We start from the raw sequence: 13,630 nt of genomic DNA, 5'->3' as shown, positions 1-13,630 counted from the left end.
TTTTGCTTATTTACTTTCATTTTTGGTGATCAATGCAGCAAAGAGATTGTTTTTTGCATCCTGCAGGTCTGCATATCCTTGGTCTACTTTGCCCAATAGGCCCCCTAGTGTATTGATTTTGTCGCCGATTTCTTCGACTAGTTTTTCTTTTTTGGGCTTTTCACTGATCCCGCTGGACTTGATGCTCACCTTATAGGAAACCTTCTCCTCTTTGGCAGGAGCAGCGTTGTTTTCGGCAATTAATTCACCCATGTCCGGTGTCGGCACTTCCAGTTGTGGCAAGGGCGGAACAGTGGTTTTTGTTGTTGGATGGTTTAGGTCTTCTTCTGTGGCTTTTGCTGCTGGAAGGACGTTTTGGGCCGGCTGTTCCGAAGCATTGGCCGTGTTTTTCGGTTTCTTTTGCTGAATAGCTGGCTTCGTTTTTTCCTTGCTTTCTGCCTTTGGCTCTTCCTTGACAGGGGGCGTCGCCTCTGCTAAAGGGGCTTGTTCTGTAGTCTTTGGTACAGCGATGGATTTAGGACTTTTGTTCGCTTCCACCGGTTTGGGAGTGGTGTTTTCAGCGACTGCAGGCGCTTGGGGATGTTCTGATGGCAGGTACTGCCAGAGCAGGTAGGTAAGGCCCAAGACAGCGATTAACATGGCTGCTACACGCATCCATACTCCTTTTTTAGGCGACTTGGCAGGCCCAAGCTGGGATTCCAGACGCTCCCAAGCCAAACCGCTTGGTTTCTCCTGATGTTTCCCCAATTTCTTGCGAAACAATTCGTCTATGGGATGTTGCTGCTTATCCATTGATTCTCCTTTCTTTTAATTGTAACTGGGCGATTTTTTGTTTTAGCATGGCCCTGGCCCTGCTGAGTTGGGATTTGGAGGTGTTTTCCGAAATCCCCAAAAGATCACTGATCTCTGCATGGCTGTATCCTTCGATGGCATACAGGTTAAAAACCGTCTGGTAGCCTAGCGGCAATGCGTGGATCATTTCGAGGAGCTCGTTTGCTTCCATGTCCACAAATTCGTATTGAGGCAGGCTTTTTTCCAGTTCATGGTCCAAGTTTACTTCCATGGACAGTTTTTGGTTTTTTCTAAGCGTCAGCAGTGATTGGGTGACGATGATGCGTTTCATCCAGCCCTCAAAACTGCCTTTGGCTTCATACTGATCCAATTTTTCAAATATCTTCATAAACCCTTCGATCATCACGTCTTCTGCGAGGTCATGGTCTTTGATATAACGGCGGCATATGATCAGAAACTTTCCCGAATATTGATCATACAGGTGCTTCTGGGCATTGCGATTTCCCTTGAGGCACCCTTGTATGATGGCGGATTCAGTGGTAAAGGTTTTTCTGATAAACATGCTTTTTTGCGTTCCCTCGAATGTATTCGATCTAAAGTTTCTGCAACTTCACCTGGCCTGCTCACTGGCAATAGCCGGGTTTCAATAAGGTAGATACAAGTTAAGGAAAAAGGGTTGCATGGGTGGGCGATTTTTTTTTTCGTATTTACCAGAAATAGCGCTATAGGCTGCAAATGAGTGTGGGGACTGAAAAATACTTAGGGCCAAAGGGCAGGATAAAAAAGCAATAAGGTCAAAGGGAAAGAGATTGCTTGGAGAAGGAAGGGTTCCTACTATTCGCGCTGGGGAAGCGCTCCAGCGCGAATAGTAGGGGAGGATGTTGCTAACATCATGCTAATATGGGGTGTCCATAAGCAGGGATGAAACCATATGATAAAGCTTAATGGCTTAGTAAGCAGCTTTGTAGTTTATCAGGATCTGGATGTCGTTCCATTGATTTTCTTTAACTTCTACCGGATGAATATAGCTGTCCAGGTCATAGGTGCTGGCAAAATACCCATTTTCTTCCACGGTGAAAATGGAATAGGCACCTGGGGCAAGACCAATGGCAAAACTTCCGTCTTCTTCTGTTTCAATTTCGGCGATCATGGGCGTTTCAATGTCCTTAAAAAGATGATCGCCCATGGTGGCTTGGTTGATATGGGTCCGCTCATAAATGCGGATGGTTCTTTTTACCTTTTTTCTTTCAGGTTTTGTGGATGTTTCCTGATGGCCATCGGTGATGGTGGGCATTTGATTGCCCTCGATCCAATAGACTTGGCCGACGATTCCTTGTGTGTCCACCCGCTGGGCTTTGCAGCCAAATAGGAGCACGGCCATGAAGGTGGTGATGACGAGGGAAATGGAGGATGTTGCTTGCTTGGTTTTCATGGTTGAAGGTTTCTGGTGATTGCTTATGGGGAGTGAACACATTTTATGCCAAATCAGATTCCTTGGAACAGTTCAAAGGATTCCAAATAGTCCGGAACAATGGTATTCCAGCCAAATGTTTCTTTTAAGGTGTGGGCAAAGGCAGCGGAGACTTCTTGCTCACCGTGAACGACGAAGGTTAATTTGGGCTTTTCAGCTATACAATCTGCCCAGCGCAACAATTCGTCTTGATCTGCATGGGCACTCAATCCATCAATATAATGGATGGAAGCCTTGGCTGGGACGTCTATGCCATACATCCGTACCCGCTCTTCCCCGTCCAATAGCTTCCTTCCTCTCGTGCCTTTTGCTTGATAGCCGACGAAGATGATGCTGTCATTCTCGTTGGGCAATCGGTTATAGAGGTGGTGCAGGATCCTTCCACCGGTGGCCATGCCACTGGCGGAAATGATAATGGCATCTCCTCGGATATTGTTTAAGGACATGGAGGCTTCTTGGCTCTGATAATAGTGGAGATTTTTATGGGAAAAAGGGTTGGTGCCATCTTCTTGAAGGGAAGGGCCAAGCCGGTGGTAGGCCAAGTGGTCTTTATAGAGTTTTGTCACATCGATGGCCATCGGGCTGTCCACATAAATCGGAATCTGAGGGATCATGCCTTTTTGTTGCAGCTTATACAGGTAATAGAGGACCAGCTGAGTCCTGCCCACAGCAAAAGCGGGAATGACGGCCACACCTCCTTTCTGATAGGTCTCGTTAATGGCGCCAGCCAGCAATTTTTCCGGACCATTCGTCTCATGGGAGCGGTTGCCGTAAGTAGATTCAATAAAGAGGATATCTGCCTTTGGAAGGCCGATCGGTGGATTCAGCAAGGGGTCTGTATAGCGACCAAGGTCCCCGGAAAAGACAATCGTTTTGGTCTGGTGGTTACCGCGCACTTGAATTTTGAGAATGGCTGCACCAAGGATATGGCCAGCATTATAAGCTGTCAATGTGGCCTTCGGGGTCAGGCTGATGGGCTGGTCAAAACTGATCGGAGAGAGCTGGTCAAATACCTCCTCGGCATCCTCCATGGTGTAGAGGGGACTGGGGTCTTCGTGTTTGGAGAATCCCTTTCTTTTGGCATATTCGGCTTCTTCTTCCTGAAGCTTTCCCGCGTCCAACAAGAGTGTCTTCACCAAGTCCATCGTAGGTTCAGTGAGCAAAATAGGGCCTTTGAACCCTTCTTTTACCAATTTGGGCAAGTAACCCGAATGGTCGATGTGCGCATGGGTCAGCAAAACCATGTCAATGGCTGCTGCGGAAATGGGAAAGGGGTCCCAATTGCGCTTGCGCAATTCCTTGATCCCTTGAAAAAGTCCACAATCAATTAATATCTTGGTTTTGTCGATTTCCAACAAATACCGGGAGCCGGTCACTGTTTGGGCGCCGCCTAAAAATTTAACCCTGATGTCCATAACGGTTTATTGTTTGTAAAATATAGAAGGATAAAAAGAAAAAGGCAAGTGAGATGGCTCACTTGCCTTTTTAAAAAGAATTAAATTTTACGCTACCAACCGTTACTTTTTCAAGAAGAAGGCATCTTTAAATTTCACACGGGAAAGGCTGTCGGTGGCGCTTTGCTTGTGTTCGTCACTGCAGGTGAGACACAACAGCCCCTCTTCATTAAAGACCCAATAGTTATGTCGGGTGACATCTTTGAGTTTGTAGCCGTTGGCGTAAATGGTGCTTCTGAGAATCGATATCATCGACTTGTCCATCACAAATGGTCGGTTGTAGGGGATGTGCAAGATTTGATGTAGGTTTTGGCCCCTGAATTTAGCCATGTTCGCAAATTCCAACGTCCTGGAAAACGTAAGGACCGAATCCTCTAAGGAGTAATCATATTGGATGGCCTTTGCATTTTCGATGGCATCTGTTCTGGAGCTGCCTTGTGACCTGAATTCTTGCACCAAGCGAATGGTGCTGTCTGCGGTTCCTTTCAACTGGACATGTACCAGATCAAAGTCGTCCATCGCCTGCTCTCGCTCACCACCTTCGAGGACCATTACGCTCCCTTGAGGGGTCAAGACAGCTTCAGTAGTGAACTTTCCTTCATCTTTGAACTCTGCAATGGTTTTGGGGATTTGGAACGCACAGACCATGATGCTCAGCAACCAAATACCAAAGGAAACCAGCCCAAACCTCGATTCGATCAGGCTTCTTCTGATGATCACGCTGATCCCAAGTAAGGTCAGGATGAGGCCAGGAATGAACACTACCACGCTGACGGCGATTCCCAGCCAAATAGGCAATAACTCTGAAATCATTTCGACAGGCATATTTTCGATCATATAACCGAGGCTGTCATTATTGAACAGTTCAAAATAGGCCCCTAAGAATGCCAAAGGAACGAGTGTGATGACAAGACCGATGAAGAAGATCAACAACCCAAAAGCCACCCTGATCACATCGAGCATAAACCTACCGAAGGGGCCCAGAGCCTTTCCCAGGCCATTGATCAGGTCCCCCAGAAACCGGAATGGTGCCAACCAAGCTTTTTGGTTTTTAGGTTGGATAGGGGGTTCTGGAATTTGGCGGTTTTCAATAATGGTGCTTTCTATGGTGCTTAAGGTGATTTCACCTCCTTTCATCTTGATCCGTTCGGTGATGGATTTGGCAATTGGCGTGATGATCCATAGGATCAGGTAGATTACCAGACCTGCACCACCGGCAAAGATCAATCCTACAAAGGCCAACCGCGCCCAAAGGACTTCGATCTTGAAATAAGCGGCCAGTCCACTGCTGACCCCTCCGATGACCCTGTCGTCAGGGTTTCGGTAGAGTTTTTTGATCTTCTTGTCCTCAGGTTCTTCGTAAGAAACCGGCAGAATGATCCACAGGACGATATATGCCAGTACCGCCCACCATCCCAGGCTAAGGGAAATGTTCCAGTCCCATGGGAAGAAATCAAAATTGCGCAGCGAAAACTCTCCGCTGAACAGTAGCAGGATGGCGACCAATCGCGTCCATAGCGGGTCAATGGCCAGGTAATGGGCCAAGCCGGCACATACACCCCCGAGAATTTTGCTGCGTTCCAGTCTGGTGAGCTTTTTATAGCCTTTTCCAGCTTCCTGGTCAGGAGGCGTGATGTATTTATAAAACTCACTTTCTTGGTTTTCGGTGTCTTGCTGCGTTTCCGTCTCCGATGCTTTTTCTTCTTCCACTGCCTTGAAATCAGCAATGGTTCCCATCTTTTCGATGAGACGGTCCACGTTTTCGGCAGTGATGACCTGCTTGTTGTTTTTCAGATTGCTGAGGAAAATCTCGGCAATACGGTTTTCAATGTCCTTGATAATCTCCTGGTTGTCCTCGTAATGCGAGAAGTGTTTGTTTATAGACTCCAGGTATTTTTTAAGATGGTCATAACCGTCTTCCTCAATATGGAAGAGGATGCCGCTGATATTTATGCTTATTGTCTTTTTCATGGCCTTATTTTTTCGAGGTGATTAATGTGGTAGAAGTGACCAGATCATTCCAGGTGCCGCTGAGCTGGTCGAGAAATTGACTTCCCTCAGGGGTGATGGAATAATATTTTCTGGGTGGCCCAGACTCCGACTCCACCCATTTGTATGAAACCAATGCGGCTGTTTTTAGCCGGTTGAGCAGTGGATAGAGCGTGCCTTCTACGACAATTAATTTTGCTTCTGTCAGTTCTTCGATCATATCCGAGGCATATACTTCCCCCCGAGAGATGATATGCAGGATACAGAATTCCAGGATTCCTTTCCGCATTTGTATTTGTGTGTTGGATGCTTTCATCAATGCTTCTTTTTTAGTGTAGATGAAACCAGGGTGATTCATGTACATCGTTTGCTGTTTTCCCTGCTGTTCGATTCATTTCCCTAATCCTATGCCGAAAAATAATACCAAAGTTACAACAGCTACCTTGTATAACATAAAACTGGGTAAACAAAGGATGTTTTTAATATATAAGATTTGGCATTTTGCCCTATTATGGCGCGCTGGAGCGGGTTTGGTACATGTTTTTGATGGATGGAAATTTTTTTGAATTTTTTTTCGACTAATTTTTTGGTACATATATCCTTTTCCGCAATGTATATTTAGTGAACAGGATTTGTTCGGTAATGAACAGTATTGAAAATTATAATGAGCACTTATAATTTAAATATGAGTTGTTCGTTTATCTAAATTATTTTTTACTTTGCATCCGTGGAAAAATTGGAACTCACTGCATGTAAACACTTTTTAATTGGCTTGGTTCTGCTATTGGCCAATGTAGATGTAGTGGCTCAAGGAATTACGCCAAAGTACTCCAACGAATTTATGAATATCGGCGTGGGCGCCCGGGCTTTGGGGATGGGAGGAGCACAAGTATCAGCTGTGAAGGATGTGACAGCGGCGTATTGGAATCCGGCTGCCCTGTTGGCCATAGAGCATAAGTATGAATTTTCGCTGATGCATGCGGAATATTTTGCCGGTATTGCCAAATACGACTACGCAGGGTTTTCTACCAACATAGAAGAAGACAATCAAGTGGCCATTTCACTGGTCAGGTTTGGTGTGGATGATATTCCTGATACCCGCTTTTTATATGATGCCAATGGCGCATTAAATTATGATAATATCCAGTTTTTTAATGCTGCGGATTATGCATTGACCCTTTCTTATGCACGGGATTTCAGCGATGTTTTCAAGGCAGGGATCAATACCAAGATTATCCACCGGAACGTCGGGAAGTTTGCCAAAGCCTGGGGTTTTGGGTTTGATGTAGGAGGGATTTTTTTGGCGGATACTTGGCAAATTGGGGTGATGCTAAGAGATGTCACGACGACCTTTAACGCCTGGTCGCATAATGCCGAAATGGTGCGGGAGATATATGCCCAGACAGATAATGAGCTGCCGCAAAACAGCATTGAGCTGACCTTGCCACAGGCGGTGTTGAGCCTCTCCAAGACGCTCGAAGTGCAGGAGCATTTCACGGCTCAGGCGGTGGTGGACTTGAACATGACCTTCGATGGGCGGCGAAACACCGTGATCAGCACTTCGGTGGTGAGCATCGACCCCAAGGTGGGCATGGAGATCGGATACAAACAAGTGGCTTACCTGAGAGGGGGCGTCAGTAATTTCCAATACATCAAGGATTTTGATGGGGCGGAATCCCTTGCCCTGAAGCCAAGCTTTGGGCTGGGGGTTTTTCTGAATGAAAAAGCCTATATCGATTATGCATTGACTGATATCGGTGCGGTGTCCGAAACACCCTACTCCCATGTGTTTAGCCTTAAGGTTAGTTTAGAGCCCTTGGGGGAAGGATTCCGATTGCATAAAGGATGGGGACAAAACTAAGACCAATGAAAAAAGCAGGTTTCCTATATCTTTTGTTGATGGTTTGGGCGTTGGGTGCAAAAGGGCAGACCGAATGGATCGACTATGCCCAGACCTATTATAAAATACCGACCACCACAGACGGCATTTATAGGATAGGCTTTGCGGCGCTTTCAGCATCCGGGATGAATCCGTCTGGCGTGGATCCCCGCACTTTTAGGTTGTACCATCGTGGCGAAGAGGTGGCCATTTATGTGCATGGACAGGAAGATGGGCGCTTTGACCAAGGTGATTATGTGGAATTTATCGGGGAGCGGAATGACGGGACGTCCGACAGGCCATTGTATCCGCAGCCGGACCAGATGGCCAATCCCCTCTACAATAACCATAGCGATGCCACCGTGTTTTTCCTCACGGCTACGCCTGGTCAGAATGGAAAGCGGATGGCCACGGCAGATTTCAGCACCCCGGCTGACAACCTGGTCAATTATGAAACTACCGTCACCCAAATTTTTGCGGACCAATATTCCCTCGGCCAAACCTACACCTTGGGAATCCATTTGGGGATTTACGATAAAGGGCAGGGATGGACAGGGCCAATCATCACCCGTGGCAATGTGCACGATGTCGTCTTTAAGGACCTCGGGACGGCAGCGGCAGGATTTTCGGCATCAGCCAAGTTGGGGATGGTGGGCAGGTCTGGTGTGGAGCATTTGGTAGAAGTGTATGTGGGCGCCAGTCAAGATGCTTTGCGTAAAGTGGGAGAGGTGACCATTGACGGTTATTCCTATGCCGAATACACAGCGCGCTTACAGGCTTCTGATATTGGTTCTGATGGTCGAATGGTGGTAAGATTGGCACCTATTGGGACCACAGGGTCCAATGACAACATCTCGGTCAGTTATACTGCGCTCACCTATCAAAAAGAAAAAGTTTTAGGAGATTTTGACCAGGAGCGGATAGGGCTGGAAGCAGGATCCTATCAAATGCGCTTAGAGCAGATCAGTGAGGATTACCTGGCTTATGATGTGACCAATCCATACCAGCCCCTACGGCTTAATGTCCAAGAAAATGGGGCGAATGCCACTGTTCAGATGGGGAATGCAGCCCAGAAAGCGGAAGTGCTGGTGCAGGCGACGAGGGAGGTGACCGAACCCACAGTGCTCGATCGGGTAAGGTTCCGTGATTTATTGGGCGTGGCAGCCGACTACCTCATCCTCACCCATGCAAGCCTTCAGCAGGCTACGGCCTCCAATACAGATCCCGTGGCTGCTTATGCCACTTACCGGGAATCTGCTGCGGGAGGAGGACATCAGACACTGACCTTTACAGCAGAGGAATTGTACAATCAGTTTAACTATGGTGAAAAGTCCCCTTTGGCGGTAAAGACATTTTTGCGCCAGTATGCAGCCCGCCATGATCCAGCGTATCTTTTGCTCATGGGAAGGGCTTACGGCATGTACAATTCTACCAGCTCGGGGGGAGAGCGGTATTATTACAGGGATCGCCCGGAGCTGTTTTCGATTCAGGACCTGGTGCCTACTTACGGCTACCCCTACAATGACAACCGCTTTGTGGTAGGCCTGGATGGAGGAGACTCCCTGGCCGAAACCATTGCCGTGGGAAGGATTCCGGCAAGGGTACCGGAAGAGATCAATTACTATTTGGACAAGGTCAAGGAGAAGGAAGCGCTGGGGACTTCAGCTGCTTGGCAGAAAGACATGGTCCATCTGAGCGGGGGGCTTTCGGCTTTTGAGCTGGAGCGCTACTATAATTTTGTACGGGGATTCGAAAACATTGCCGAAGGCCCTTATTTTGGCGCGGATGTCACCACCTATCGTAAACGCAGCAATACCGAAGTCGAGCTGATCAATATCTCTGATAAGGTCAATGAGGGAGTGAGTATGGTGACCTTTTTTGGCCATGCCGCGACTTCCACGACGGACATTGACATTGGCTTTGTGAGCCAAGACGAGCTGGGCTATCACAATAAAGGCAAATATCCCGTCCTTCTGCTCAATGGCTGCGATGCGGGGAATTCCTTTGGCGGGGCCTATACTTTTGGAGAAGACTGGATTCTGACCCCTGACCGGGGAGCGTCCAATTTTATGGCGCATGCCAGTATTGGTGTGGACGTGTTTCTGCGCAGGTATTCGGAGTCTTTCTACCATGCAGCCTTTGCCGATTCTGCGATGATCTACCAGCCCATTGGCAAGGTGAAGCTGGCAGGGGATAAGCGGTTTTTTGAACGGTATGGCACCTCGGCCATCAACCAGTCGCATGCCAATCAAATGATCATGCTGGGCGATCCTGCGGTGCGTATTTTTCCTGCCAAGGAAGCGGATTATTCCTTAAACCCTGATGAGGTAACCCTCGGTACTGTCGACGGTGAGCAGGTCACCTCCTTGGCAGATACGTTGGAATTGGCGTTTGTGATCAAAAACCTGGGAATCGTCAATCAAGATACACTGGACTATAAAATCACCCGCCAGCTCCCGGACGGGACGATGGTAAACTACGATAACCAGCAATTGACACCGGTATTTTACCGTGATACGGTGAAGTTTGCGGTGCCAAATGTCGGGTTGGTGGCAGCAGGAGACAATGTCTTTACCATCTCGCTGAACACTGAAAGGGCCATTCCCGAGATCACGTATGCCAATAATACCATTGTCGTCAATAAGTTTATCCCTTCCAGCGGAACGCAAAACCTAAGTCCACTGGACTATGCGATCCATCAAGAGGGTTCGGTCGAGTTGATCGCTCAGGTGCCGGGAAAGGCCGAAGAGGATAGGACCATTGTCTTTCAAATGGATGTTTTACCAGATTTCAGTTCGGCCTGGCGCAAAGAACAGCGAGTGACCACACGGGGTATCGCACGGTGGCGACAAAGCATCAGTGACCAGATCAATGCCACCGATACGGTGACCTTTTATTGGCGGACCAAATTCCTGGAGCAGCGGGAAGGGGAAAGCGGGGCTTGGACGAGGAGCAGCTTTTCATACATCCCGAACGGTCCAGAGGGTTGGATTCAGCGGGAGTTTGCCCAGCTTGCGGAAGATCACCTCGATAAGCTTATGATCAATGAAGCCGTCGGGCAATGGGAGTATTTGGGCACCCAGCGCGAGGTGGAGGTGTTTACTTTTGGGCCAGAAACCGAAGGGCTCAGTTACGGTCAAGTGCAGGTCGAATTGGATGGGATTCCCTATAATCAGGACCTGTTCCAGCGTCGATGCACCAATAATTCCTTTGGGCTGATGGCCTTTGACCAGCGGAGCTTGGCCCCTTATTTGGTGATTCCCTTGACCAATTTTGACGTGCTGGATCCGAAGAGCTGTGGGAAGACTCCGCAGATCATCCAGAATATCAGAAGCGGCTGGATTAACGAAGAGGGACAGTCCATGCTGTTGAATTATATCGATGGGCTGAAGGACGGGGATTATGTATTGATTTTTTCGGTAGGTCAAATGAATTTCGAGGATTGGCCTGATGCTGCTTTTTTGAAGATGCGGGAAATTGGCGCCAATGAAGCCACTTTGCGGAATTTAAAAAATGGAGATCCCTATATCCTTTTTGGCAGAAAGGGGATGGCGCCCGGTGAGGCTGTCGAGGTCTTGGCGGACAAAACCTCGGAAGTGCCAGCAGCGGCCCAATCCATCAGCTTTTCTACACAGATGAACGGGTTTTATGACCAAGGAAGCGTAGCCACTCGCCGCGTAGGTCCCGCGTCTTCTTGGGCGGCTTTTTATAACCAAACGCAGTCGGCAGCCAATGCGGGGACGGAGCAATTTGCTTTTGATGTCATTGGGGTATCTGAGGAAGGGGCGGAAACCTTGCTTTTTGAAAATGTGGTGGATGGCGAAGTGAGGCTGGAAGAGATCAATGCCGGTTTGTATCCCTTCTTGCGGTTGGTGTACAGGCTGGAGGAGTCAGCGACGCGCATTCCCCGGCAATTAGCACAATGGCAGGTGAATTATACGGGTGTTCCCGAAGGAGTATTGCTGGTGGAAAATACCGAGAAGGTGCTCAAACTGCAGGAAGGAGAGCAGGCGAATGTGGCGTTTGAATTTGTGAACATTTCCAACTATGATTTTACCGATTCCCTGACAGTTCGGTGGTCATGGCAGAATAAACAGCACAACACCATAGAGGAGTTTGAAAAGAAAATTCCTGCTGTGAAAGCCGGGGAATCGTATGCTTTTGACATTGATTTTGATACTTTTGGTAAGGCCGGAAAGAATTCCCTGAACGTGACGGTAAACCCCAGGGAATATCTGGAGCAATCCTACAAAAATAACGTGTTGGATTTGGCGGATTATGTGGTAGTGGCAGCAGATGATCAAGATCCCGTGCTGGACGTGAGTTTTGACGGGGTTTATATCATGGACGGGGACATCGTATCCCCGAATGTCCTGATCTCGGCTTTGGTGAAAGATGAAAACGAAACGTTGCTAAAGCAAGATACCACGGGAGTGGAAGTTTATCTGAAAAGGGATTGTGAAACCTGCGTCTTTGAGCGAGTGGCCTTCAGCAACCCTTCCCTGAAATGGTTTGAGGCCAGTGAAAATACCGATTTTAAGGTGGAGTATCAGCCGGGTCCGCTGGAGGATGGGGTGTACACCTTGCGGATCAATGCCGAGGATGCCAGCGGTAACAAAGCCGGAGAGAAACCTTACGAGGTGACCTTTGAGGTGATCAATGAATCTACCATTACCCATTTTTACCCCTATCCCAATCCTTTCAGTACAAGTGTGCGATTTGTATTTACCGTTACGGGTGCTGTGCCGCCGGATGAAATCAAAATCCAGATCATGACGGTGACAGGAAAAGTGGTGCGCGAGATCTTGCAAGAGGAACTCGGCCCTGTCAAGATTGGGAACAATATTTCCGAATATGCTTGGGATGGCAAGGACGAGTTTGGCGACCAGTTGGCAAATGGGGTGTACATTTATCGGGTATTGGTACGGAAGGATGGACAGTTTGTCGAGCATCGTGCCACTGCTGGTGACAAAGCCTTTAAGAAAGGATATGGTAAAATGTACTTGCTTCGGTAAAGGGAAAAGGGTGCTCATGGCGGTTTTGATCCCAATGTCGGGTAAATGTCGGGTCAAATCCGGTGGTTTTCCGGGCAATCTATGAAGAATAAATTCCAATTTGCGATGGTCAATCAAACACTATTAACAATGAAACAACCGGAATTGGGAAAACTGATCCAGCAACACCGCCTGTCCAAGGGAATGACCCAAGAAGAACTGGTGGAGCGCTGCAATATCAATGTCCGAACCATCCAGCGCATTGAGGCGGGAGAGGTGACGCCGCGTGCTTTTACCGTGAAAACCATCATGGAAGTGCTGCAAATCCAAATGCCCACCAAGGATCCCGAAATGCCCCGCTCAGCAGTAGGGTCTATTTTCTCCACCGTCGATAGGCGCCAATTATGGTGGACTGGCATCGCGGGAGTAATCTATTTTTTGGTGTCTTCGTATGAGGTGTTTTGGAACATCGTTTTGATGGCAGATGCTGGCATGCAGCAGCCTGAATATTTCACTTTGCTTAAGGCCGTTGTGCTGCTCTCCTATGCTGCATTTGCCTATGGCTTTTACCTGATCGGTCAGCGCACAAACAACAAAGTCCTCCAATTTGGGGTGGTGTTTCTGATCCTGGTCAATGCGGGAATTATTGGTGCAGACATCTATTCCGGTAAGGTGGTGGGAGCAGAAGATATGTGGGTTGGAGTATTTGAAGTAGTGGCTTTTGGGGTTTCGCTTGTTCCATTTTCTATCGGGTTGGTGCAGTCCAAGAGGTCTTTCGGTCAGCATTATCAAATTGTAGGGGTTTTAGGGTTGATTACTGCTGTGATGTTTGTGACGGTGATTTTTACGTTGCTAGGGACACTGACTTGGGCGGTTTTTGATATCGCCTGCATTTATCTGCTGTTTCGGCAAGCGCAAGGGGTAGAAATGCCGAAACAAGAAATGGAAAGTGGGCCGTTCAGCATGCGGTAGTATGCTGCCTTCCGGCGCTGATTGGACGGTTTCAGCTTTCTTTTGTGGCGTTTAATGGCTATTATTAGCGTACATTAAC

The 13,630-nt window shown here is 48.0% G+C and carries 9 protein-coding genes; 3 read left to right on the top strand and 6 right to left on the bottom strand.

The features are described from left to right. Positions 1-6: 6 nt before the first annotated feature. The 6 genes from ECHVI_RS01765 to ECHVI_RS01740 form a co-directional block, all read right to left on the bottom strand. Positions 7-792, bottom strand: a complete 786-nt coding sequence (locus tag ECHVI_RS01765) for a hypothetical protein (protein ID WP_015264216.1) — start codon at positions 790-792, stop codon at positions 7-9. Then, positions 785-1,354 (bottom strand): RNA polymerase sigma factor, encoded by a 570-nt coding sequence (locus ECHVI_RS01760; RefSeq protein WP_015264215.1) that lies wholly within the window; start codon positions 1,352-1,354, stop codon positions 785-787. The genes ECHVI_RS01765 and ECHVI_RS01760 overlap by 8 nt, the downstream gene beginning before the upstream one ends. Positions 1,355-1,741: 387 nt before the next feature. Continuing rightward, complete coding sequence (locus ECHVI_RS01755; protein ID WP_015264214.1) at positions 1,742-2,224, bottom strand: hypothetical protein; 483 nt, start codon at positions 2,222-2,224, stop codon at positions 1,742-1,744. Between the two features lie 53 nt (positions 2,225-2,277). Continuing rightward, on the bottom strand, positions 2,278-3,678 hold the full coding sequence (locus ECHVI_RS01750) for an MBL fold metallo-hydrolase RNA specificity domain-containing protein (protein ID WP_015264213.1): 1,401 nt from the start codon (positions 3,676-3,678) through the stop codon (positions 2,278-2,280). A gap of 102 nt (positions 3,679-3,780) precedes the next feature. Then, positions 3,781-5,688 carry a PspC domain-containing protein gene (locus ECHVI_RS01745; RefSeq protein ID WP_015264212.1) on the bottom strand — a complete coding sequence of 636 codons (1,908 nt, stop codon included), beginning with the start codon at positions 5,686-5,688 and terminating at the stop codon, positions 3,781-3,783. A gap of 4 nt (positions 5,689-5,692) precedes the next feature. After that, positions 5,693-6,022: a PadR family transcriptional regulator gene (locus ECHVI_RS01740; RefSeq protein WP_015264211.1), complete on the bottom strand. Its 330-nt coding sequence runs from the start codon at positions 6,020-6,022 to the stop codon at positions 5,693-5,695. Between the two features lie 450 nt (positions 6,023-6,472). Here ECHVI_RS01740 and ECHVI_RS01735 point away from each other — a divergent pair, with 450 nt between their 5' ends. From ECHVI_RS01735 to ECHVI_RS01725, 3 genes are all read left to right on the top strand, one after another. Continuing rightward, positions 6,473-7,567 carry a putative type IX sorting system protein PorV2 gene (locus ECHVI_RS01735; RefSeq protein ID WP_483782860.1) on the top strand — a complete coding sequence of 365 codons (1,095 nt, stop codon included), beginning with the start codon at positions 6,473-6,475 and terminating at the stop codon, positions 7,565-7,567. Between the two features lie 5 nt (positions 7,568-7,572). After that, positions 7,573-12,600 (top strand): putative type IX secretion system sortase PorU2, encoded by a 5,028-nt coding sequence (porU2, locus tag ECHVI_RS01730; protein WP_015264209.1) that lies wholly within the window; start codon positions 7,573-7,575, stop codon positions 12,598-12,600. A 129-nt stretch (positions 12,601-12,729) separates the two neighbouring features. Next, entirely contained in the window at positions 12,730-13,551 is an 822-nt protein-coding gene (locus ECHVI_RS01725) for a helix-turn-helix domain-containing protein (RefSeq protein WP_245553412.1), read from the top strand. The last annotated feature ends 79 nt before the right edge of the window (positions 13,552-13,630 follow it).

Source organism: Echinicola vietnamensis DSM 17526, from assembly GCF_000325705.1.
GTDB lineage: Bacteria > Bacteroidota > Bacteroidia > Cytophagales > Cyclobacteriaceae > Echinicola > Echinicola vietnamensis.
The sequence above is the reverse complement of the archived record's forward strand: the minus strand, read 5'-3'. Positions and strand labels throughout refer to the sequence as shown.